At 65.2% G+C, this 21,967-nt stretch carries 19 protein-coding genes; 6 read left to right on the top strand and 13 right to left on the bottom strand.

What is annotated here, in order from left to right:
- Positions 1–190: 190 nt before the first annotated feature.
- Positions 191–487, bottom strand: a complete 297-nt coding sequence (locus tag F462_RS07260) for a hypothetical protein (RefSeq protein WP_038052835.1) — start codon at positions 485–487, stop codon at positions 191–193.
- 86 nt (positions 488–573) lie between these two features.
- Positions 574–2,499: an ABC-F family ATP-binding cassette domain-containing protein gene (locus F462_RS07255; protein WP_038052833.1), complete on the bottom strand. Its 1,926-nt coding sequence runs from the start codon at positions 2,497–2,499 to the stop codon at positions 574–576.
- Positions 2,500–2,745: 246 nt separating this feature from the next.
- Between F462_RS07255 and F462_RS07250 the strand changes: the two genes are divergently transcribed.
- Positions 2,746–3,672 carry a GGDEF domain-containing protein gene (locus F462_RS07250; protein WP_038054884.1) on the top strand — a complete coding sequence of 309 codons (927 nt, stop codon included), beginning with the start codon at positions 2,746–2,748 and terminating at the stop codon, positions 3,670–3,672.
- A gap of 8 nt (positions 3,673–3,680) precedes the next feature.
- On the opposite strand, the gene F462_RS07245 is transcribed toward F462_RS07250, so the two are convergent.
- Both F462_RS07245 and F462_RS07240 read right to left on the bottom strand, forming a co-directional pair.
- Positions 3,681–4,619 carry a hydrogen peroxide-inducible genes activator gene (locus tag F462_RS07245; RefSeq protein ID WP_038052831.1) on the bottom strand — a complete coding sequence of 313 codons (939 nt, stop codon included), beginning with the start codon at positions 4,617–4,619 and terminating at the stop codon, positions 3,681–3,683.
- Positions 4,616–4,972 (bottom strand): DUF3301 domain-containing protein, encoded by a 357-nt coding sequence (locus tag F462_RS07240; RefSeq protein ID WP_018141375.1) that lies wholly within the window; start codon positions 4,970–4,972, stop codon positions 4,616–4,618. Before F462_RS07240 ends, F462_RS07245 begins: the two co-directional genes overlap by 4 nt.
- A gap of 86 nt (positions 4,973–5,058) precedes the next feature.
- Here F462_RS07240 and F462_RS07235 point away from each other — a divergent pair, with 86 nt between their 5' ends.
- From F462_RS07235 to F462_RS07220, 4 genes are all read left to right on the top strand, one after another.
- A complete protein-coding gene (locus tag F462_RS07235; protein ID WP_038054882.1) occupies positions 5,059–5,889 on the top strand; it encodes an inositol monophosphatase family protein in 831 nt (276 codons plus the stop codon).
- Complete coding sequence (locus tag F462_RS07230) at positions 5,886–7,286, top strand: adenylate/guanylate cyclase domain-containing protein (protein ID WP_018141373.1); 1,401 nt, start codon at positions 5,886–5,888, stop codon at positions 7,284–7,286. Before F462_RS07235 ends, F462_RS07230 begins: the two co-directional genes overlap by 4 nt.
- A complete protein-coding gene (locus F462_RS07225) occupies positions 7,283–8,410 on the top strand; it encodes a tetratricopeptide repeat protein (RefSeq protein ID WP_038052829.1) in 1,128 nt (375 codons plus the stop codon). Before F462_RS07230 ends, F462_RS07225 begins: the two co-directional genes overlap by 4 nt.
- A 94-nt stretch (positions 8,411–8,504) precedes the next feature.
- Complete coding sequence (locus F462_RS07220; protein WP_038052825.1) at positions 8,505–9,719, top strand: TraB/GumN family protein; 1,215 nt, start codon at positions 8,505–8,507, stop codon at positions 9,717–9,719.
- Between the two features lie 207 nt (positions 9,720–9,926).
- Here the strand turns inward: F462_RS07220 and F462_RS07215 are convergent, their stop codons facing one another.
- The 4 genes from F462_RS07215 to F462_RS07200 all read right to left on the bottom strand — a co-directional run bounded on the left by F462_RS07215 (position 9,927) and on the right by F462_RS07200 (position 13,005).
- The gene (locus tag F462_RS07215) at positions 9,927–10,925 is read right to left on the bottom strand and encodes a zinc-binding dehydrogenase (RefSeq protein WP_038052822.1); all 999 of its coding nucleotides are present in this window, start codon (positions 10,923–10,925) and stop codon (positions 9,927–9,929) included.
- 75 nt (positions 10,926–11,000) lie between these two features.
- Entirely contained in the window at positions 11,001–11,492 is a 492-nt protein-coding gene (locus F462_RS07210; RefSeq protein WP_038052820.1) for a Slp family lipoprotein, read from the bottom strand.
- 2 nt (positions 11,493–11,494) lie between these two features.
- Positions 11,495–12,064, bottom strand: coding sequence for a Slp family lipoprotein (locus F462_RS07205; RefSeq protein ID WP_038054880.1), 570 nt, complete (start codon positions 12,062–12,064; stop codon positions 11,495–11,497).
- 47 nt (positions 12,065–12,111) lie between these two features.
- Positions 12,112–13,005, bottom strand: a complete 894-nt coding sequence (locus tag F462_RS07200) for an HDOD domain-containing protein (RefSeq protein WP_038052818.1) — start codon at positions 13,003–13,005, stop codon at positions 12,112–12,114.
- Positions 13,006–13,200: 195 nt separating this feature from the next.
- Here F462_RS07200 and F462_RS07195 point away from each other — a divergent pair, with 195 nt between their 5' ends.
- On the top strand, positions 13,201–13,995 hold the full coding sequence (locus F462_RS07195; RefSeq protein WP_018141366.1) for a dienelactone hydrolase family protein: 795 nt from the start codon (positions 13,201–13,203) through the stop codon (positions 13,993–13,995).
- A gap of 115 nt (positions 13,996–14,110) precedes the next feature.
- On the opposite strand, the gene F462_RS07190 is transcribed toward F462_RS07195, so the two are convergent.
- The 5 genes from F462_RS07190 to metH form a co-directional block, all read right to left on the bottom strand.
- The gene (locus F462_RS07190) at positions 14,111–15,466 is read right to left on the bottom strand and encodes a response regulator (RefSeq protein WP_038052816.1); all 1,356 of its coding nucleotides are present in this window, start codon (positions 15,464–15,466) and stop codon (positions 14,111–14,113) included.
- A 188-nt stretch (positions 15,467–15,654) separates the two neighbouring features.
- Positions 15,655–17,208, bottom strand: a complete 1,554-nt coding sequence (locus F462_RS07185; RefSeq protein WP_038052814.1) for a bifunctional GNAT family N-acetyltransferase/carbon-nitrogen hydrolase family protein — start codon at positions 17,206–17,208, stop codon at positions 15,655–15,657.
- 57 nt (positions 17,209–17,265) lie between these two features.
- Positions 17,266–17,589: a hypothetical protein gene (locus tag F462_RS07180; protein WP_038052812.1), complete on the bottom strand. Its 324-nt coding sequence runs from the start codon at positions 17,587–17,589 to the stop codon at positions 17,266–17,268.
- A complete protein-coding gene (locus tag F462_RS07175; protein ID WP_038052810.1) occupies positions 17,586–17,978 on the bottom strand; it encodes a PH domain-containing protein in 393 nt (130 codons plus the stop codon). The genes F462_RS07180 and F462_RS07175 overlap by 4 nt, the downstream gene beginning before the upstream one ends.
- Positions 17,979–18,136: 158 nt before the next feature.
- Positions 18,137–21,928, bottom strand: a complete 3,792-nt coding sequence (gene metH, locus F462_RS07170) for a methionine synthase (RefSeq protein WP_038052807.1) — start codon at positions 21,926–21,928, stop codon at positions 18,137–18,139.
- Positions 21,929–21,967 lie beyond the last annotated feature (39 nt).

Genomic DNA, 21,967 nt, shown 5'->3' with positions numbered 1-21,967 from the left:
GTTTGATCAAGGGGTACCACAGAGGCGGGGAGAAAAGGCAAGAGCGTTTTTCGCCAGCACTCGTACCCGCAGAATGACTCTTACCCGCGCATAAAAAGGCCCCGGCGGACTTAACCGCCGGGGCCAAGAGGGGACCCTGAATAAGGGGTCCCGGGTCCCGTTGGGGGCCCAATCGATCCTGTAGCAGGTGTCAGTGCGGGCGATGCAGCAGCGGCATCTCGCCACGTTCCATCATGTGCCGGATCAAGGTGGCTCGGCCGGGCTCTTCCCGCTCCAGCTCCTCGGCACATTGCGAAGGTTCGTGCGCCGCTTCCGCCAACATTACCTCGAGCTCGCGCAGATCCACCTTGGGCTCCTGAAGGTCCTCGGGTTTCGGGTTCTCCAGCATGTGGGTCTCCCAGAACATACGCGGGTGCCAGCAATGCAGCTTCGCATCCGGGTGGTGAAAGAGCTCGACACAGCGACGATTCAGTTCCTGTGGATTCATACGAATCACTCCTCGTTCCGATGCATTCACCCTCTTGTATAGACCCCGCAATACCCGAGTTCAAGACTCGGTTTTTGCGATGAGACTTATTCCGCAGTCTCTCCCCGGGCTGCCTCCAACGCTTCCAGGGCCTCCATCCACTGGCCCTCCAGCGTCTCCAGGCGGCTACGCAATTCGCCCTGTTCGCGGGTCAGTTCCGCCAGGCGGTCGCTGTTGTCCACCGCGTACAGGGCGGGATCGGCCAGCTCGGTCTCCAGTGCCTGCAGGCGTTCCTGGGCCTGAGTGCATTCCCGCTCCGCCTGGTCCGCGCGCTTTTGCAGCGGCTTGAGGGCCGCGCGCGCCTGCGCCGCCTGCTGCCGGCGCTCCTTCTGGGACATTACCTGGGTCTGTCCATCGGCGATTCCCGTGGTGGATTGGGACGCCGCCCCCTGAGGGGCCTCCGTGGCATCGCGTTGGCGCGCCTGCAACTCGCGGGCGTAATCGTCCAGGTCACCATCGAACTCACTGAGCACACCATCCTCGACCTTCCAGAAACGGTCGCAGACCCGCGCCAGGAGTTCGCGATCATGCGCGACCACCACCAGCCCTCCGGCATAGTTCTCCAGGGCCTCGGCCAACGCCTCGCGCATATCGAGGTCCAGATGGTTGGTGGGTTCGTCCAGCAACAGCAACGACGGGGCCTGCCAGATCAGCAAGGCCAGCACCAACCGTACGCGTTCGCCCCCCGAGCATTGCCCGACAGGCGCATCCGCCTTCTCGCCGGCGAACCCCATTCCGCCCAGGAAATTGCGCAGCCGCTGCTCTTCGGCCCGCGGGTCCTGGCGTTGCAGGTGGGCCAACGGCGACGCCCCCAGATCCAGCTGCTCGCTTTGATGCTGGGCGAAATAGCCGACTTTCAGGTTGGGCTCGACCCGGCGCTCACCCGCAGCCGGGTCGAGTTCGCCGGCCAGCAGCGTCAAAAGTGTCGATTTTCCGGCACCATTGGGGCCCAGAACACCGATTCGATCCTCCGGCCGCAGACGTAAACTCGTCGCATGCAGGCGAACGCGTTCTCCCGACCGGACCTCGGCATGGTCCAGGGCCAGCAGGGGATCCGGCAGACGCTCCGGGGTCGGGATCTCCAGGTGGATCGGCCGCGCCGCCCGGATCACCGCGACTTCGTCCATCCGCTCCAGGCGTTTCAAGCGACTCTGAGCTTGGCGGGCCTTGCTGGCCTTGGCGCGAAAGCGGCGCACGAAGTCTTCCAGGTGGGCGCGCTCGGCCGCCACCTTGGCGGCCGCGGCCTCGCTCTGAGCGATCGCCTCGGCACGCTTGGCCTCGGCATGAGTATAGCTGCCGGCATACAGCTCGATACCGCCGCGCTCGATATGGGCGATGTGGGTACAAACCGAATCGAGAAAACGCCGGTCATGCGCGATCACGATGACCGTTCCGGGGTACCGCGCCAGCCAGCCTTCCAGCCACAGGATAGTCTCCACATCCAGGTGGTTGGTGGGCTCGTCCAATAGCAGCAGATCGGAACGCGTCATCAGTGTGCGGGCCAGGCCCAGGCGCATCCGCCAGCCACCGGAGAAGTCCCGCATCGGCCGGTCGGCATCCGCCGTCGCAAAGCCGAGACCCGCTAACAGCCGCCGTGCGCGCGCATCGGCCGTCCAGCCGTCGATTGCCTCCAGCGCCGCGTAGAGTCGGGCCTGCTCCGCTCCGTCCGAGACCTGGTCCAGCCGCGTCTGCAAATCACGCAACTCGGCATCGCCGTCCAGCACGTAGTCCACCGCGCTGCGATCGCTGCCCGGAACCTCCTGGGGGAGATGCGCGACCACCCAGTTCGCAGGCTGGTCGATGGTGCCGGCGTCCAGGCTCAGCTCACCCTGCAAGGCCGCCAGCAGGCTGGACTTGCCGGAGCCGTTGGCCCCTGTCAGACCTACCCTCCAGCCGGCATGCACGGTCAGGCTGGCGTGCTGCAACAGCACCCGGCGGCCGCGGCGCAGCTCGATATCTTGCATCCGAATCATGCGGCGCAGTGTAGGGAGACACCGATCAATGTGCACGCGGGTCCCGACACACCCAGGGCGTCAAAAATATGCCACCCCTTGCCGCAACCGGTGGCCAGACTCTGCCGCCTGTGGCGAAATCCCGCCGTTTTTCCGGCGAATCAATCCCGAGAAATAGCCCCACTATATTGTTTTTAAATCGTTTTTAACGATTGGCACGTTTATCGCTTGATGCAGGACCCAACGACCTTTGCAAGCGAGACGGCCATGAACCGTGACGGGAATGCCCAAAATCTTCGACTGGTATCCGGCAAGGGCAAGACCAGTGGTGACTCCGGAACCCCCTTTGACGCCCTGGAGTTTGTTCAGTCCCTGTCCTCCAGCCTGGAGCTGGGCACGGTATTGGCCCGGCTGCATGAGCATCTGCATTCGCAGATCCAGCACAGCGGCTGGTTCTTCATCCTGCAGGAAAGCAACGAGACATGGTCCGGCGGCGACGAAGACCGTCACCGCATCGAGTACGGCATGAGCTTTAACGGCGAGACCATGGGATCGCTGATCCTGATGCGCGGCCGCCGCTTCAGCGACGCCGAGCAGGAGAAGATCGAGGCCCTGCTGGGGCTGGCCGCACCGGCACTGGCCAATGCCCTACGCTTCCAGCGCCTGAGCACGAGCCTGGAGACCGACGAGCTGACGGGGCTGGGCAATCGCCGGGCCTTCGAGAAGCAGGGCGCCCAGTGGCTGGCGGATTGCCGCCGCCAGGACCGCCCGATGTCGGTGCTGGCGATCGATCTGGACCACTTCAAGCAGATCAACGACGAATACGGACATACCGTAGGCGACGAACTGCTGCGCCTCGTGGCCCAGACCCTGATCAACACCACCCGGGAATCCGACCTCTGCGTGCGCATGGGGGGGGAAGAGTTCCTGGCGATCCTGCCCGGCGCCGACCTCAGTAGTGCGATGGAATGCGCCGAGCGCATCCGCCTGGCGATCGCCGGACTACGCACCCGTGCCACGGCAGGCGATACGTCCGGCCTGGAGAGCGATGGTCTGGTCAAGGTCACCGCCAGCGTGGGGGTCGCCACCATTGGCCGGACCTCGACCCTGCAGGCGGCCTACCAGACAGCCGACGAGGCCCTGTACGCCGCCAAAAGCGCCGGCCGCAACCGCGTCCTGGCCGGCAACGGCTAGAAATCGCTCTACGTTGCGCCCGGCTGGATAAAGTCCACGCAAGTCAGCGGGGTTGAGAGCACCGCCTGGCGCAAGGCCTCGATCGCCTCGGGACGCGGAAAGCTCGTACGCCAGGCCAACGCCACACGGCGACTGGGCGCCGGATCTTCAAAGCGCCGCACCGCCAGCAGCCGTTGGGCGTAGCGATCCGCCTCCACAGCCGTACACGGCAGGATGGTGACTCCCATCCCCGAAGCCACCATGTGGCGGATGGTTTCCAGTGAGGACCCCTCCAGATTGCGGGGTGTGCTTCCATCGGCCGTGACCGTCCGCTGGCAATCCGGACAGCGCTCCAACACCTGGTCGCGGAAGCAATGCCCGGCGCCCAACATCAGCAACGTGGCATCGGCCATATCTTCCAGATGCAGGGGTTCCTTGTCTTTCAGCGGGTGGGCGGCGGGCAACACGGCCATGAACGGCTCGTCGTAAAGGGGAAGCGTGACCACGCCCGGCTCCTCGAACGGAAGCGAGATTATGATCGCATCCAGCTCGCCCTGCTTGAGCCGTTCGCGCAGACGCCCGGTATAGTTTTCTTCGATCACCAGGGGCATGCTGGGGGCGCGCTCGCGCAGCGCCGGTATCAGCTCCGGTAACAGATACGGACCGATGGTGTAGATCGCGCCCAGGCGCAACGGTCCGGCCAGCTGATCCTGACTCTGGACGGCGACCGAGCGCAGCTGTTCCACCTCGGCCAGCACCCGCCGCGCCTGGGCAATGATCTGCTCCCCGGCCGGGGTCACACTGACCTCGCCGCGGCCACGCTCGAACAGAGTGACGCCCAGTTCCTCCTCGAACTTGCGCACGGCCACCGACAACGATGGCTGACTGACATGACAAGCCTCTGCCGCTCGGCCGAAGTGACGGGCATTGGCCACCGCGACGACATAGCGCAACTCACTCAGGGTCATCGGGACGGCCCTCCATCCGGGTCATCGGCCCCCGGTCCCTGGAACTCGCGCCCGCCATCCGGCCAGTCGAGGGTCACTCGCCTCAGCTGCCGCCCCTCAAGCGAGATCTCGCCCGGATGACGCCCCGCACCATCGGCCGAAAACTCAAAGCGATAACGCCGCTGCAGGGCCAGGCCGCGCTCACCCCAGGTCAACCGCTGCCCGATACGCACAACGGTCGCATCCAGCAGCTGCACACCCGCCCGCTCGCAGGCCTGACGCCCGACCCGCCGGGCCCGTTCATTCGCCCGCCAGGTGTCGTTTACGTAAAACGCGACCAGCGCCAGGGAGAGGATTATCATCAAGCCCGTCATGGACCGGTATGATAAGCGCATTCGAACCCGAGTTTGTCGGCATCCTCCGGCCCACCCAATCCGCAACTGCGTCGCCCCAGGCCTTCATGACAGTCAATGCCACCTCATTCTTCGATCTCGCCCAAGGCCTGCGCGAGATCGGCCAGCGCGAATTGCTGCCACGCTTCGAGGCCGATATCGCCGTTGACTACAAGGCGGACGGCAGCATCATCACTCAGGCCGACCATGCGGTGGATGCCCGCGTGCGCGAGTTGTTGCCCCGACATGGGCAGCGCGAACCCATCCTGAGCGAAGAACAGGCCCGCGGCGAACAGACGCGCGTCCTGGAGACCGCCCCGGCGTTCTGGCTGGTCGACCCGCTGGACGGCACTTCCAACTTCGCCGGGGGCATGCCGTTCTTCGCCATCTCCATCGCCCGTATCGAGGGGGACCGGGTTACCCACGGGGCCACCTACGATCCGGTACGCGACGAACTATTCACCGCCACACAAGACACCGCGCTGGAGCTGAACGCCGCCAACCCGCCCGCGACCACACGTCCGCCGGTCGCAGAGCTGGGACGCGCGATCGCCCTGGTGGACTACAAGCGCCTGGATCCGCCCCTCGCGCGCGAACTGGCCGCCGCAGCGCCATTCCGATCGCAACGCAACCTAGGCGCCTGTGCCCTGGAATGGGCCTGGCTGGCCGCCGGCCGTGCCGATCTGTACCTACATGGAGGCCAGGCCCCCTGGGATAGCGCGGCCGGCGGCCTGATGCTCGCACGTGCTGGGGGCGCCATGTGCTGCCTGGATGGCGGCCCCGTCTTCGGCCGTTCGCTGGCCAAGCGATCCGCGGTCGCCGCCCGTTCCGAGACGTTGCTTGCGGACTGGCGCGGCTGGCTGTCCCCCTGGTTGGCCACCACGGAGTCTTCCCCATGATCGGCCGTCGCCGCTCTCGCCACAGCGCGCGCCTCGTGAGCAGCGCCGACTTTACCCCGCGCTATCTACCCATTGCGTGGAAGCTTGTCGCGGCGATCGCGGGACTGACGCTGGCCGGGATCGTGACCCTGTCCGCGGTGGTCCTGAACCAGGTCAGCAACGTGCTGGACAACCAGATTCGTGCGCAGGCGGAAAGTACTGTCGCGCCGGTAGCGCGGACCTCAGCAGAACTGATGCTGGCCGAGGACTACTTGACCCTGGAGACCCTTCTGAACTCTCTGGTAGAAGAAGGTCGCGTCGAGTCGATCGCGGCGTACGCAATCGACCGCGGCCAGGTCGCCAGTGCGGGGACCCCGCCGGAACAGTCGTTGACCGAAGGCGTCTGGCCGCTGGCCCCGACGGTAGAGCCCTACCGACAGAATGTGCGGTTCCAGGACGTACAGGTGGGCTATATCGAGGCCTACATCGACACCTCGCCCATGCAGGAGCTCATACGCAACACCCTGAACGCCGGCATCGCCACGGCCATCGGGGTCTTCCTGCTGAGCCTGTTGCTGGCGATCGACATCAGCAAGCGCCTGGTCCGGCCGCTGGAACGCCTGGCGGAGAGCATGCGCGCGCGGGTTCGGCCCATGGACGACCAGGGCAATCCGTTACCGATGATCCGCCAGGACGAAATCGCCCAGCTGACCGACGCCTTCAACGACATGGCCCGGGACCTACTGCGCAAGGACCAGGTAGAGGCAGCCCTGCGCCGCTACGTTTCGGACGCCATCGCCCAGGACATCCTGGAGAACCTGGACCGGGTGGAGCTGGGCGGGCGCGCGGTGGAGGGTTCGGTTCTATTTGCCGACATCCAAGGGTATACGGCCCTGTCGGAGCGCTGCAGTCCGGCCGCCCTGGGCCGCATGCTCAACGAATTCTTCGGCCCGATGTCAGAATGCATTGCCCGTCACGGTGGAACAGTGGACAAGTACATGGGCGACTGTACCATGGCGGTCTTTGGCCTCGGATCCGATCCCGGCAACCATCGCCTGACCGCCGTACAGACCGGTCTGGCATTGCTGGATACGGTCGCCTCGATCAACGCTGAACGCGAACGCCGCGGCGAAAGCCGGGTGGAGTTCCGCATCGGCCTGAACGCTGGCGAGATGCTGGCCGGCAACATGGGCGCCGAGGACCGCATGCAGTTCACCGTCGTTGGGGACACCGTCAACCTGGCTGCCCGCCTGGTCACGGTGGCGCCACCTGGCGGACTGGTTACGACCACGGCATTCATGGAGCACGAGCAGGTGAAGGGCCACTTCCGTACCGAAGACTGGGGCACCCACGAGCTGCACGGCGTCAGCGAGGCCGTCGCGGCCACGCGCGTGCTGCCCGGCGCGACCAGCGCATGAACCGAGCGGGCCACTCTCCCTGGCGCGCCGCCCCCCTCCTTTGGGCCCTGCTCTCAATCCTGCTGTTACAGGGTTGTGCGGCCCTGGATCCCTTTAGCCCCCCGGAACAACGTATCGAGCGCGCGCTGGAGGCGGGCGATTACCAAAGCGCCCTGGAACTGATCGATGAACACGACCCGGAACCGCGGGCCGAATGGGCCGAACGCCGCGAGGCCATCGTGGCCGACGCCGATGCCGCCGCGGAAGAAGCCATGCGCGAGGCCCGAGCGGCGTCGGCCGAGGGTGCCGTGGCCCGTGCCCTGGAGGTCCTCGAGACCGCCGAACAACAGCTGCCGGCCGATACCCAGCGCACGGACTTCATCCAACAACTGGAACGCCAGCGCCAGGTGGGCCTGCGAACCCTGGAGCAACGCCACGACACCCTCGAGGCCCGCGCGCTGGTCCAACAACGGCGGCTGCTGGAGGTGATGAGCCCGTTGGTCCGCCAAAGTGAAAACCTGCCGGATGACCCGGAACGCCTGGCTCAACGCAGCGAGCCTCTGGCTCGATCCATGGATGCCTACGCCGCCGCGACTGATGGCGAAGAGCGCCTGGAGCTGCTTCGGCTCGCCCAGGGATTGATGCCCGAGTCCTCGCGTGCAGAACGAATCGCGGCCCTGGAACGCGAGCTACGCGAAGCGGACCGGCCCGAGGTTGAGGACGAGGTTCCGCGCTCGACCATCAACGCCCGTCTACGTCAGGCCCTTGAAGCTGACGACCTCACCACCGCGGCACGTTGGTGCCAGAACGAAATCACCCCCGATGCCGATGCGTCTGGCCCGGATCAGGCGGCCCAACGCGCCCACCGCGTGCTGTGCGAGGAATGGCGCGAGCGCCGCGACGCACGCGCGGAACAGCTACTGGAAGAAGGCCGCAGCCATTATTCCGCAGGGCGCATCGAAGAAGCCCTGGGGCATTGGGAAGAAGGGCTTGAACTGCTCCCCGAGCATGCCGGCCTGATTGCCGCGCACGAACGCGGCCTGCGGGTTGCGGAGCGGCTGGAGAGCCTGCGCGTACCGGAGCCGCTACCGGATCCGGATGCGACGCCCGAGGATGTCCCGCAAGCCGAGCCCGTCACGCCGTGAGCCATGCACACCGGCATCATGGCGTCCCGCTCTGCGGGAACGTTTTTTTCGCCGTAGAATAGCGCCGCCCTACCGGACCAAGAGCCCGCCACGCATGAATCCCGCCGTCCAGGAACTGATCGCCGACGAACCCCATCGCGTCCTGCAGCTGGGAGACACCGAGGTCGTCGTGCTGGGGACTGCCCACGTATCCCGTGCCAGCGCCGACAAGGTACGCGCCCTGGTGGATACCGGCGCCTTCGATAACGTGGCGATCGAACTGTGCGAGAGTCGCCAGCGCGCAATGCTGGACCCGGACGCCGTTGGCCGCATGGACCTATTCAGCGTGATGCGCAAAGGCCAGGCGCCCATGATCGCGGCCAGCCTCGCGCTGGGCGCCTATCAGCAACGCCTGGCCGACCAGTACGGCATCGAGCCGGGTGCCGAGATGCGCGCCGCCATGGATGGGGCCCTGGACCGCGGCCTGCCGCTAGCCCTGATCGACCGCGACATCGGCCTGACCCTGCGCCGGACCTATCGCGCGGTGCGCTGGTGGGAGCGTATGGGGCTCATTGGCGGCCTATTCAGCTCGGTCCTGTCCCGCGAGAAAATCGACGCGTCCGAGATCGAGCGCCTGAAGGAAGGCGACATGCTGGAGTCCACCTTCAGCGAATTCGCCGAGCAGTCGGAAGACCTCTACCGCACCCTGATCGAGGAACGCGACCACTACATGGCCGCCCACCTGCGGCGGCTCGCGGCCAACCCGGAGACCCGGTGCATCCTCGCGGTGGTGGGCGCCGGGCACCTGCCGGGCATTGCCGAGCAGGTTCAGGACGAGTTGACCCCGCCGGAGGCGATCCTGAACGCCCTGGAGCAGTCTCCGCCCAAGGCGCGCTGGCCGAAGTTCGTCCCCTGGGTGGTGATCAGCGTGATCCTGGCCGGCTTCATCATCGGCTTTTCACGCAATCCGGACATCGGGATCCAGATGGTGACCGACTGGGTGCTGATCAACGGCGGCCTCGCCGCTATCGGGGCCATCATTGCGCTCGCTCACCCACTCACGGTCGTCACGGCAGCACTCGCCGCACCGCTAACGTCACTGAATCCCACCATCGGGGTGGGGTTCGTCGCGGCCGCGGCCGAGCTGTTCCTGCGCAAGCCGCGGGTCTCCGACTTCGCCAGCCTGCGCCAGGACACCACTACGCCACGCGGCTGGTGGCGCAACCGCGTCTCACGCGTACTGCTGGTCTTCCTGCTGACCACCCTGGGCTCGGCCGCCGGCACCTACATCGGCGGCGCCCGCGTCTTCAGCCACCTCTTCGGCGCCTAGCAAGTCCCTTGGTGTCACCAAGGAAAAAAGCGCATCACAGGAAGATGGGAAGTTTGGAAGGGGGCTAATCGGGGAGCTTTCGTAGCACCCCAACGAACAACCGAGGCTCCAACGTGGGATCAGCCCCAAGCAACCACAAAACCTTCTGATCTTCCCGTCTTCCTGTAAACCGCCCTTGACCTTGTTCGTAGCGGCATGACTACAGGGTTACTCGGGGATGCGCAGGACGAGTTTGCCGCGGCGGCCACCGGCCTCGATGCGGCGGTGGGCCTCGGCGGCCTCCGCCAGTGGCAGGCTGTCCTCGACATTCACCTGTAACCGGCCGCTGGCCAGGCGCGCCAGCCCCTCGCTGATCAGGGTCGCCTGATGCTTCAGGCGGCGGCGGTCGTTCTCCAACATCGGGGTCAGCATCAGTTCCAGGCTGATGCTCGGGTTGCGCAGCCGTGCCGGGTTCCAGTCGGTATCCGCTGGCGGCGCGAGCAGGGTCACCAGGTCGCCACCATAGGCGACCTGGGTCAGGCCCTCGCGAAAGACGTCGCCGCCCACCGTGTCGAGCACGATGTCGAACCCGCGCCCGTCGGTGTACTGCTGGATCGCTTCCGCCGCATTGGCCTTGCGCAGATCGACGACGTCGGCACCCAGCGCCTTGACGATGGCGACAGCCTCGTCGCGACGCACCAGTCCCAGCACCCGACCTCCCGCTGTCCGGGCGATCTGGATGGCCATCTGACCCACCCCGCCAGCCGCCGCATGTACCAGCACACTATGGCCACGCTGCAGGTCGGCGCGCTCGAACAAGGCTTCCCACGCGGTCAGCCAGGTCAAGGGGAGTGCGGCGGCCTGAAGGTCGGATACGGCCGCTGGTACCGGGACCACCGCCGCCTCCGGCACCACCACCTTTTCGGCATAGGTACCGGGGTCGGCGCCCACACCGCCGAAACAGAAGGCGACCCGCTGTCCGGGCCGCGCGTGGTGCACCCCGCCGCCACACTCCTCAACGATGCCCACGCCGTCGCAACCAGGGGTGTTGCGCGGTGCGCCAGGCACGATCATCCCACCCGAACGAACCTTGGTATCCACGGGATTGACGCCCGCAGCCAGCATCCGGATACGGACCTGGTCAGGTGCCGTCAGCTGTGGTTCTGCCACGTCCTCCAGGCGTAGGACTTCAACGGCGCCCGGTTCGTCATAGACCACTGCTCGCATGGAAACTCCTTCTGCTTGGCGATTGAGCGACCGGCGCGAACGGCGAGCGCCCCAGCGGCCGCGAGGTCGACGGGCCTACAGGCCGATACCGATACCGATGCCGAAGCGCACGCCACTTGAAGGGCGCGGGGGCTCGGGCTCTGGCCATAGGTGCACGGAGTGTGCGTCCAGCACCGGGAAGACGTACTCCAGCTCGCCAATCGTGCCGTCCTCGACACCCGTCACCGTCCCTACGCCGGTCACGCGACGTCCGCTTCGGTAATCCACGGGATCAGCGAAGCCGTCGACACGCATGCGGAATCGGCCCGTCGTGGACTGTCGAGTCTGCGGCTCCTGGCGACTGAGCGGATAGCCAACGACCTCGATGAAAGTCGCCTCCGAACGATTATCCACGCGTGCGATCACACCACCCCAGACCTGCTCGTCTTGCGGCAGATTGTCTGCGGTGACCGCGCGTGGCTCCATCTGCACCGCCGGGTCATGGGGGGCCTCCAATGGCCCGGAAGCACAACCCGTCAGCCACAACGGCAGCAGCAAACCCAACAAAAGGATCGGCAACCTGGACATGATTACCAATACCAAGGATGTGGGTGGTAACGCCCGTAGAGGCCATAGCGTGGGCCCCAGGGATCATAAAACGGGTCGTAGAACGGATCACGGTAGGCGCGCTCTCGCGGTGGCGGGCGCCGCGGCCACAAATGCACACTGTCCGCCTGCAGGGTCACGAAGGTATAGGCGTAATCACCGATGCTGCCCTCTTCGGTGCCGTGGATCGCACCGCGCACGGTCACTTCGCGGCCTTCCTTGTAGATCTGCGGATCAAGGAAGCCTCCACTGACCACGCGGAAACGCCCTGCCGAACGATCGGACTCGCGCGGCCGCCCCTGGCGATCAAGCTCGCGCCCGACCACTTCCAGCCGGGTGCCGCCGGAGGTGTTTTCGATTGAAGCGATCACGCCACCCCAAACCACCGTCTCGCCCTTGACGGCCACGGGGTCATCCAGCACCTGGTCGCGTTCAAGCGCCGTGGCGGGCAGCGGTGCCAGGTTCGCCGGAACGCCGGCACAGCCCACCAGAAAGGCCAGCAAAGCAGCCACGAGAAGACCGCGCCAGGCAATAGAAGAGGCTCGTTGATTCATATCCTGTCCGACCGGCGCCGGCGAGCAAGGTTCTTCGCGCGCACCCATCACCGTGGTGCTCCATCGTGTGCCGGGTCGCATAGATCCTGCACCGCGAGCACCTCGTGCTGCGCCTCTTCCACGGCGGACAGCAAGACGTCCGGCGCCATATGTAGCGCCTCCCACACCGCCGGATCCACCGGCGGGGCATCTCCCCAGTCACGTGAGTCGATCTCGGCGAGATGGGCACCGGTGTTGGCCAGATGCACCAGCATGACCGCCGTGCGGTTGCGCTCCGGCGCCTTCATCGGATGGTGATGCCCGCCCAAGCAGTCCACCAGGAGATCCGGCAGCCCCCAGTGCGCGGCCAGGGCACCACCCAGCTCCGCATGATCGAAACCCAGTTCGGCGCGCTCCGCACCCTGAGGACTCAGGCCATCGCCGACATCAAGACTGGAGAGAAAGGCCCGATGGGCCGATTCCGGTGACTGCGAAAACAGCAGCAGCTTTCCCAGGTCATGCAGCAGCCCGGCAAGAAAAATGCCGCTCGCCTGGCGCGGGAGCACACGTATCGCCAACTGCCGTGCAATTACCGCGCAATAGGCCGAGTGGCGCCAGAACACTTCCAACGGGAGACGCTCCTGGTCCGGGATGCTCGCCGTCGCCCGGGTGATCGCGCTTGCCACGACGAGGCGCTGTAGGGCGTCACGTCCCAGCATGGCGATCGCCCGGTCCACCGAGTCGACCGGGCGAGCCGGGGCATAGGCGGGGCTGTTGGCAATACGCAAGACCAAGGCGACCAGCCCGGGGTCGCGCCCAAGGCTCGCGGCAATCTTGGTGGCCGTCGCGCTGTCGTCTTCCAACAGGCGGGCCACCTCGAACACAACCTGCGGCATGGCCAGCAGTTTGTCAGCCGATTGGACACGGGCCTCCAGGGAATCGTTGGCGGCATTCTCGGACATTGGTCGATCCTCTTACCCGAGGCGGACCGGGAATCGAACCGCCTCACTCGTCCTGCGTCAGAACCCCTTTCAATGGGTCGTCTCTGACGCTTCTACTGTAGCGGCTGTCCCGCGCGTTGTAACCCGGCCATATGCGAACCATACTCACGGATCGAGGTCGAACTTTGGCTGATTCGATAACCAAGGAGGTGTTCGATGTTCGCCAAACCCGCATTTGCCCCACTCGCCGTATTGCTCGCCGGGTTGATTCCCGGACTAGCCTTCGCCGGGATTCAAACCGAAGAGATCACCTACGACCACGACGGCGACGAGATGACCGGCTATCTCGCCTACCCGGACGCGGACGGTCCGCACCCGGCCGTACTGGTCATCCACGAATGGTGGGGCCACAACGACTACGCCCGGGACCGCGCTGAGCAGCTGGCCCGTGAGGGCTACACCGCTTTCGCCCTGGACATGTATGGCAGCGGCAAGCTGGCCGACCATCCGTCTACCGCCGGCGAGTTCGCCGGGGAGATTCGCGAGAACCGCGACCTGATGCTGGGACGCTTCCAGGCCGCCTATGACTGGCTGCGTGACCACGACGCCAGCGCCGACGAGGCTCCCTCCGCAGTCGGCTACTGCTTCGGTGGCACGGTCGCGCTTGAAGCCGCGCGTGCCGGGATGGATCTGAACGTGGCGGCCAGCTTCCACGGCGGGCTGGGGACCGAACATCCGGCAGAGGCCGGCAAGATCACGGCCGAGCTGCTGACCTTCACCGGCACCGCGGACCCGATGATCCCGCCGGAACAGATCGCCGGGTTCCACGAGGAAATGCAAAACGCCGAGGCCCGCTACACGGTTGTTGAATTCTCCGGCGTTAAACACAGCTTCACCAACCCGGGGGCGGATGCCATCGCGGAAGAGTTCGACATGCCGGTCGGCTACGATGCCCGCGCCGATCACGACTCCTGGCACCACCTGCTGAACGTGCTCCGCGACCGCCACTGATAGCCGCGGATCATCACCTAACGAGACAATCTCGCGACCTCACGGGGCACCCACTTCGGGTGCCCCTTTGCGTTGCAAACGAACGGCAACGCGAGCCAGATCCCTCCAGCCCGAGCTAAAACCCGCGCAGGTAGATTGCAATCGCCAGGGCAAGGACGACGGCCAACACCCCGAAAAATGCCAACTGGAACCAGCGCCGCCGCCCCAGGCGGGTCGATTGCGCCGGCCTGGAATCGCGCGGCGGGGCCCGCAGGGCATCTTCGTCGTCAGCCGCAGCATCCGCGGGGATGTGGGGTTCCGACGAATCCATTCGCTCAACCGCCGCCGTGGTGGAAGACCCGGTCAAGGCGTGCTCCAGATCACGGATACGACCACGCAAGTCCTGGTTGCGCGCCGCGGCTTCCGCCAGCTCGCGCTCCCGCGCCACCAGGCGCTCGCCGATATCCGAGGCGGACTCCTGGGTATCCGCACAGCGCTGCTCCGCCTCGGACCGGGCCTTCTCGGCCGCAGCCGCACGCTCGCACTGCTGATTGCGCTCACGACGCAGGCGGGAGGCCTCGTCCTGAGCCGTTTTCAATTCCTGCTGCACCAACTCACGCTGGCGCTCCATCTCGACGAGGTCGTGATCCAGACGGACGTTCTCACCCTCCAGCTCGTGCAGCCGACTGCGCAGGCTGGCGATCTCGTCTGCGGAACCGGTCGGCTCAGCCGCCTCGAACTCCGCCACACGAACCCGCAATACCTCAAGCTCTTCCTCGCGCGCCGCGGCCTGCTCGCCGTCGGCGGCCGCCGCCTCGTTCTGAGCCCGCGCCTCAGCCAGCGCCGCGTCGACCTCGCTGACCCTCGCCTGCAGAGTCGCGATCTCGCGCTCGTATTCTTCGGCGCGCTGGAAGGCGGCGGTCGATTCATCGCGCGCCTCGCCCAAGGCGTTGCGAAGCCGCTCCAGTTCCTTCTGAGCCTCGCGCTCGTTGGCGGATTGCTGGCGCAGCATCAGCTCACGACGCAGGCGTTCGATCTCGTCGCGGAGGGCTTGGACCTCGGCGGTCGCGGATGCATCGTCCGTCAGCTCTGGCTGCGGCAATAGCGTCGCCACCACCTCGCGCACACGGGTCGGGACAAAGGGCTTCATCAGCACGGCATTGGCACCCAGCGAGCGCCACTCGTTACTGGCCGCCTCATCGCTTTCCTGGCCGGTGACGATGGCCACCGGGAGATCGGTGGGCACGTCTTCCAAACCGTCGCGGACACGCAGCAAGAGGTCCTGCCCGTCGATCCCAGGCATGGAAAGATCCGTCAGCACCAGCCCGATATCGGGATTGTGCTGCAGCAACTCAAGGGCCTGCTCACCATCGACGGCCTCGTAGACCGTATGCTGCCCCTGAAGAATACGCTGCAGCGCGACCCGGATGACCTTGGAGTCATCCACCACGAGGATCGCGGTGCGCTTCGGGTCCGGTTTCTGATCGCTCATGCTTCCCCCTGAGTGACATCCGCCCGCCGGGCGGCGGCACATCGACCGGCCACACGTTATTTCATGTAGCCGAGCATCCCTCTAGTCGCAAGACTACGGGGCCGCGGGTCCGGATACCAGTAGGGCCGCCGGGGCAATCGGAACGTGTTCACGTTTTTCGGTGCCGAAGCGACCGACAGGGCCGCGCGTCATACCGGCTTGGATTTCCACTTGACCGAGTAGAGGTCGCGACGGCGGTCGCGCAGGTTGCGCACCGAACCGTGATTGCGCAGTTCCTTCAGGTTGTCGAGATCGAGATCGACGATCAGGGTCATCTCGGTGTTCGGGGTCGCCTCGGCCGCCACCGCGTCGTGCGGAAAGGCGAAGTCGGACGGGGTGAACACCGCGGCCTGGGAATACTGCATGTCCATGTTTTCGACCTTGGGCAGGTTGCCCACCGATCCGGACATCACCACGTAGCACTCGTTCTCGATGGCCCGGGCCTGGGCACAGCGCCGCACCCGCAGGTAGGCGTTCTTGGTATCGGTCCAGTAGGGGACGAACAGGATCTGCAGCCCATGGTCCGCCATCACCCGGGGCAGTTCGGGGAACTCCACGTCGTAGCAGATCAGGATCCCGATTTTGCCGAAGTCGGTATCGAAGACATGCACCTCGTCACCGCCCTGCAGGCCCCAGTAGGAGACCTCGTCCGGCGTCACATGGATCTTGTACTGGCGATCCCAGGTACCGTCGCGGCGGCACAGGTAGGAGACATTGCGCAGTACGTCGTCGGTATATTCGGGCATCGAGCCCGCCACGATGTTGATGTTGTAGGCCAGTGCCAGGCGCACCATCTCCTCGCGCACCGCCTCGGTGTATTCGGCCAGACGACGCACGGCCTCGGCCGGGTAGTCCTGGTTGAACGCCCCCATCAGCGGTCCGTTGAAGAATTCCGGGAACAGCACGCAATCCGCACGGTAGCCGGAGACCGCATCCACGAAGTACTCCACCTGCTGAAAAAGGGCATCGAGATCCACCGTCGGGCGCATCTGCCACTGGACCACGCCGATGCGCACGTCCGAGCGGCTGCCGCCGATCAGCTTCTCCTTCTCCTCGTAGTAGACGTTCAGCCACTCGATCAGGGTCGCGTAGGCCCCAGACTTCTCGTCGTCCGGCAAGTAGTTGGTGATAATCTTGCGGACGTGGAAGTCGTTCGCTAGCTGGAAGGTCAGGATCGGGTCGGTGATCTCGTGGTTCTTGACCCGGCGCACGTACTGCTGCGGCGTGAGTTCGTCGCGGTACTGCTCGTAGCCGGGGATGCGCCCGCCGGCGACGATCGCCCGTAGGTTCAGCTTCTCGCACAGCTCCTTGCGCGCGTCGTACAGCCGCCGCCCCAGGCGCAGCCCGCGATAGTCCGGATGGACGAAGATATCCACGCCGTAGAGCGTGTCGCCGTCGGGGTCATGGGTGGTCAGGAAGCCGTTGCCGGTGATCTGCCAGTAGTTGTGGTGATCGCCGAAGCGCTTGTACTCGACGATCAGGCTGATCGCAGCGGCCACCACCTTGCCGTTGTCCTCGATGCAGATCTGGCCCTCGGGAAAACGCTTCACCTGGGAGCGGAACTGCGCCTCGCTCCAGGCGCCGTCCAGGTCGTGATAGACCCGCTCCATGATCTCGCGGATGTCCTCGTAGTCCTCGATCCGGGTCGGACGCAGGGTCAGGTGGTGCTGGGAATTCGCGTCGTTGTCCGCGTCGGTCGTCACGGTCAGGGCTCCGGGAGTTTAGAGGAAAACGCAGGATGCACGGTGCGCTGGCCGGGATCAAAAGATCCAGGCCAGCATCAGCCAGAAGAACACAAAAAACAGGAAAAAACCGGGGATCATGAACTGCAGCTCCCCGATCAGGCCTTCGCCAGCGGCCAGGGCAAATATGATCGACACCAGGACCGACACGATCGCCGCCACCAGAGCCGCATTCTTCAGACCCATGCCGTCGTCAAAGGTCATCGCCACCCAGTCCGAAAGCCCCGGCAGCGAGACCGCCGCGGCCAGGACCACCAGGGCCACCAGCAACGCGACCAGCGCCGATGTGCCGAGCAGGATACGCAGTGCCAACCGGCTGTCGCGGCGGTCGGCGCGACTCATGCCACGGCCTCCCGGCGACTGCGCACGTATTCACGTACGCGATTCGGATCCGGAATCCCGTTCACCTTGAACTCGGGGTTGTCACCCGTGGTGTACACCGCGATCTGTCCAACCCGGAAGATCCGATCGAAGAAGCTCTGGTCCACCTTCACGGTCCGGATCTGGCCGATGTCCAGATCAACATGAGACTTTGACAACAGCCCCCGCTCCAGGTGGACCTGGTCGGCGTCGATGCGCAGGCGGACCGAGCGCGTCTGTAGGTACCACCACAACAGGATCAGAAGTCCCAAGCCGAACGCCAAAATCAGGATCAGGCTGAGGATGAAGCCGAACGGGTGATTCCGGAACATCGCCGGTCGAGCGTCAATCGCGGTTTCGCGGGCGGACATACGCAGACTCCGGTTAGGGACAAGCCGACCCGACTTCGGGCGGGCCCGCCCAGTTTGGCGCGACGCCCCAAACAAAGCGAGCCCCGCACAGGGCGGGGCTCGAAGTTTGCCGGAAGGGAACCATAACAACCGGTCCTTCCCGATGCAGGATCGTCGGTTTAAGCGGTCCGGGCCTCGCGCTCGGCCTTGGCTTCCGCCTTGGCCGCGTCGCTATCGTCGTAGCCGATGTTCGGCGCGAGCCAGCGCTCGGCCTCCTCGAACGACATGCCCTTGCGCTTGGCGTAGTCCTCGACCTGGTCGCGGTTGACCTTGCCCAGACCGAAGTAGCGCGACTCCGGATGGGCGAAGTACCAACCGGACACCGCCGAGACCGGCAGCATGGCGTAGCTCTCGGTGAGCGTCATGCCAGCGTTCTCTTCCGGCTGCAGGAGTTCCCACAGGGTGGACTTCTCGGTGTGCTCCGGGCACGCCGGGTAGCCGGGGGCCGGGCGAATGCCCTGGTATTTCTCTTCGATCAGGTCCTCGTTCTCGAGCGCCTCGTCCGGGACGTAGCCCCAGAACTCGCGGCGCACATGCTGATGCATGCACTCGGCGAAGGCCTCGGCCAGGCGGTCCGCCAGGCTCTTCACCAGGATCGAGTGGTAGTCGTCGTTGGCCTTCTCGTACTCCTTGGCCTTGTCGTCGACCGCGCCCCCAGCGCTGACGGCGAAACCACCGATATAGTCAGGACCACCGGCTTCCTTCGGCATCACGAAGTCAGCCAGCGAGTGGCTGGGCTGGCCACGGCGCTTTTCCGTCTGCTGGCGCAGGTGGTGCAGCTTCTTCAGGACCTTGGAGCGAGTCTCGTCGGTATACACCTCGATATCGTCGTCATCCACGGTGTTCGCCGGGAAGAAGCCGACTACGCCGCGCAGGGTGACCCACTGCTCGTCGATCATGCGCTTGAGCATCTCCTGGGCGTCCTTGAACAGCTTTCGCGCCTCTTCGCCCACCTTCTCGTCATCCAGGATGCGGGGGTAGGCGGCGTGCAACTGCCAGGAGTGGAAGAACGGCGTCCAGTCGATGTACTCGGCGACCTCGTTCAGATCGTAGTCGTCGAAGCGCAACAGCACCGAGCCGTCCCCATGCGGGTGCAGCACGGTCGGCTCGCCCGGTAGCTTTTCGGTCTCCAGCGCCTTCGGTTTGGCCGGGGTGTAGCTCGACCAGTCGATCTGCGGCTTGTTGGAACGCGCCTTCTCCAGGGTGACCCACTGGGTCTTCTTCTTGCGCCCGGCGTTCTGCACGCGCAGCTTTTCGTACTCTTCGCGTATCTCGGCGGCGTAATTTTCGCGCAGCTCGGGGCTGATCAGACTCTGGGCCACACCCACCGCACGCGAGGCGTCCTTCACCCAGACCACCGGGCCGGAGTAGTTCGGCTCGATCTTGACTGCGGTATGGGCGCGCGAGGTGGTGGCACCGCCAATCATCAGAGGCGTGCTCATGCCTTCGCGCTCGAGATCGGCGGCGAAGTTGGCCATCTCCTCCAGCGAGGGGGTAATCAGGCCGGACAGGCCGATCACGTCCACGTCATGTTCCTTGGCGGCCTTCAGGATCTCGGCGCCCGGCTGCATTACGCCGATGTCGATGACCTCGAAGTTGTTGCACTGCAGGACCACGCCGACAATGTTCTTGCCGATGTCGTGGACGTCGCCCTTCACCGTGGCCATCAGGATCTTGCCGTTGTTCTCGGTGCCGGTCTTCTCGGCCTCGATATACGGGATCAGGTGGGCCACGGCCTTCTTCATCACGCGGGCGGACTTGACCACCTGCGGCAGGAACATCTTGCCCTCGCCGAACAGGTCGCCGACCACGTTCATGCCGTCCATTAGCGGCCCTTCGATCACCTGGATCGGGCGGTCATAGGCCTGACGGGCCTCTTCGGTATCGTCCACCACATAGGTATCGATACCCTTGACCAGGGAGTGCTCGAGGCGTTTGGTGACTTCCCATTCACGCCACTCGAGGTTCTCTTCCTTCTTGCCGCCGCCCTGGCCCTTGTACTCCTCGGACAGATCGAGCAGCCGCTCGGTCGCATCGTCGCGGCGGTTCAGGACCACATCCTCGACCGCTTCCTTCAGTTTCTCGTCGATGTCATCGTAGACCGCCAACTGGCCGGCGTTGACGATCCCCATGTCCATGCCCGCCTTGATGGCGTGGTACAGGAACACCGCGTGGATCGCCTCGCGCACCGGCTCGTTGCCGCGGAAGGAGAACGAGACGTTGGACACACCACCGGAGATCAACGCGTGCGGCAGGTCGTTCTTGATGCGGCGGGTGGCCTCGATGAAGTCCACACCGTAGTTGTTGTGCTCCTCGATGCCGGTCGCGACTGCGAAGATGTTCGGGTCGAAGATGATGTCCTCGGCCGGGAAGCCGACCTTTTCGGTCAACAGCTTGTAGGCACGGGTGCAGATCTCGACGCGGCGCTGCTCATTGTCGGCCTGGCCGTCCTCGTCGAAGGCCATGACCACGATCGCGGCGCCGTAGCGACGGCACAGCTGCGCCTGCTTGATGAAGTTCTCCTCGCCCTCCTTCATGGAGATCGAGTTGACCACCGGCTTGCCCTGCACACACTTCAGGCCGGCCTCGATGATCTCGAACTTGGAGGAGTCGATCATCACCGGCACGCGAGCGATGTCCGGCTCGCCGGCCAACAGGTTCAGGAAGCGGACCATCGCGTCCTGAGACTCGAGCATCCCCTCGTCCATGTTGATGTCGATGATCTGGGCGCCGCCCTCGACCTGGTTCAGCGCGACTTCCAGCGCGACGTCGAATTCCTCGTTCTGGATCAGACGCAGGAACTTGCGCGAGCCGGTCACGTTGGTGCGCTCGCCGACGTTCACGAACAGCGAGTCGTCGGTGATGTTGCACGGCTCGAGGCCGGACAGGCGGCAGGCCGGGGCAATCTCCGGCACCTTGCGCGGGGCGTGCTTCTCGACCGCCTCGCGCATCGCGCGGATGTGCTCCGGCAGCGTGCCGCAGCAGCCGCCGATGATGTTCAGCATGCCTTGCTCGGCCCACGGACCGACGTCCTCGGCCATCTGTTCCGGGGATTCGTCGTAGTCGCCGAACTCGTTCGGCAGACCGGCGTTGGGGTGCGCAGAGACGTGGGTGTCGGCGATGCGCGACAGCTCTTCCACGTACTGGCGCATCTCTTTCGCGCCCAGCGCGCAGTTCAGGCCGATGGAGACCGGGTTCGCGTGACGCACCGAGTTCCAGAAGGCCTCGGTGGTCTGGCCGGACAGGGTACGGCCGGAGGCGTCGGTGATGGTCCCGGAGATCATGATCGGGAGTTCTTTCCCGAGCTCGTCTTCGAGCGTCTTGACCGCGAAGATCGCGGCCTTGGCGTTCAGGGTGTCGAACACTGTCTCGATCAGCAGCAGGTCGGCGCCGCCCTCGATCAGGGCCGCGGCCGCTTCCTTGTAGGACTCGACCAGGGTGTCGAAATCGACGTTACGCGCACCCGGGTCGTTCACGTCCGGAGAAATGGAGGCGGTACGGTTCGTCGGGCCGAGGATGCCGGCGACAAAGCGCGGCTTGTCCGGGGTCTTTTCGGTCCAGGCGTCGGCAGCCTTGCGTGCGAGCTTCGCGGATTCGCGGTTCAGCTCGGGGACCAGGTCCTCCATGTGGTAGTCCGCCATCGCGATGCGGGTACCGTTGAAGGTGTTGGCCTCGATGATGTCGGCGCCGGCCTCGAGATAGTCGTTATGGATCTGCTCGATGATGTCCGGACGGGTCAGCGACAGGAGGTCGTTGTTGCCCTTCAGGTCGGACTCCCAGTCCTTGAAGCGCTCGCCGCGATAGTCGGCTTCCTCCAGCTTGTATAGCTGGATGGTGGTTCCCATACCGCCGTCCAGGATCAGGATGCGCTCTTTCAGCGCCTTCTCGATGTCGTTTCGCGTTGCCGTCATGTGCCGTACACCATTGGTTTCGAATGGGATAAGTGTACA

Origin of the sequence: Thioalkalivibrio sp. ALJ1 (genome assembly GCF_000745395.1) — a bacterium.
Classification (GTDB): domain Bacteria; phylum Pseudomonadota; class Gammaproteobacteria; order Ectothiorhodospirales; family Ectothiorhodospiraceae; genus Thioalkalivibrio.
This window is presented reverse-complemented; position numbering and strand designations above follow the sequence as displayed.

What these genes read in the sequence shown, in the direction of transcription:
- F462_RS07180 (WP_038052812.1), bottom strand. Translation starts at nt 17,589, where the DNA reads ATGAGTCGCGCCGACCGCCGCGACAGCCGGTTGGCACTGCGTATCCTG.
- F462_RS07175 (WP_038052810.1), bottom strand. Translation starts at nt 17,978, where the DNA reads ATGTCCGCCCGCGAAACCGCGATTGACGCTCGACCGGCGATGTTCCGG.
- F462_RS07260 (WP_038052835.1), bottom strand. Translation starts at nt 487, where the DNA reads ATGAATCCACAGGAACTGAATCGTCGCTGTGTCGAGCTCTTTCACCAC.
- F462_RS07200 (WP_038052818.1), bottom strand. Translation starts at nt 13,005, where the DNA reads ATGTCCGAGAATGCCGCCAACGATTCCCTGGAGGCCCGTGTCCAATCG.
- F462_RS07220 (WP_038052825.1), top strand. Translation starts at nt 8,505, where the DNA reads ATGAATCCCGCCGTCCAGGAACTGATCGCCGACGAACCCCATCGCGTC.
- F462_RS07240 (WP_018141375.1), bottom strand. Translation starts at nt 4,972, where the DNA reads ATGACGGGCTTGATGATAATCCTCTCCCTGGCGCTGGTCGCGTTTTAC.
- F462_RS07190 (WP_038052816.1), bottom strand. Translation starts at nt 15,466, where the DNA reads ATGAGCGATCAGAAACCGGACCCGAAGCGCACCGCGATCCTCGTGGTG.
- F462_RS07250 (WP_038054884.1), top strand. Translation starts at nt 2,746, where the DNA reads ATGAACCGTGACGGGAATGCCCAAAATCTTCGACTGGTATCCGGCAAG.
- F462_RS07255 (WP_038052833.1), bottom strand. Translation starts at nt 2,499, where the DNA reads ATGATTCGGATGCAAGATATCGAGCTGCGCCGCGGCCGCCGGGTGCTG.
- metH (WP_038052807.1), bottom strand. Translation starts at nt 21,928, where the DNA reads ATGACGGCAACGCGAAACGACATCGAGAAGGCGCTGAAAGAGCGCATC.
- F462_RS07195 (WP_018141366.1), top strand. Translation starts at nt 13,201, where the DNA reads ATGTTCGCCAAACCCGCATTTGCCCCACTCGCCGTATTGCTCGCCGGG.
- F462_RS07245 (WP_038052831.1), bottom strand. Translation starts at nt 4,619, where the DNA reads ATGACCCTGAGTGAGTTGCGCTATGTCGTCGCGGTGGCCAATGCCCGT.
- F462_RS07225 (WP_038052829.1), top strand. Translation starts at nt 7,283, where the DNA reads ATGAACCGAGCGGGCCACTCTCCCTGGCGCGCCGCCCCCCTCCTTTGG.
- F462_RS07230 (WP_018141373.1), top strand. Translation starts at nt 5,886, where the DNA reads ATGATCGGCCGTCGCCGCTCTCGCCACAGCGCGCGCCTCGTGAGCAGC.
- F462_RS07205 (WP_038054880.1), bottom strand. Translation starts at nt 12,064, where the DNA reads ATGAATCAACGAGCCTCTTCTATTGCCTGGCGCGGTCTTCTCGTGGCT.
- F462_RS07235 (WP_038054882.1), top strand. Translation starts at nt 5,059, where the DNA reads ATGACAGTCAATGCCACCTCATTCTTCGATCTCGCCCAAGGCCTGCGC.
- F462_RS07210 (WP_038052820.1), bottom strand. Translation starts at nt 11,492, where the DNA reads ATGTCCAGGTTGCCGATCCTTTTGTTGGGTTTGCTGCTGCCGTTGTGG.
- F462_RS07215 (WP_038052822.1), bottom strand. Translation starts at nt 10,925, where the DNA reads ATGCGAGCAGTGGTCTATGACGAACCGGGCGCCGTTGAAGTCCTACGC.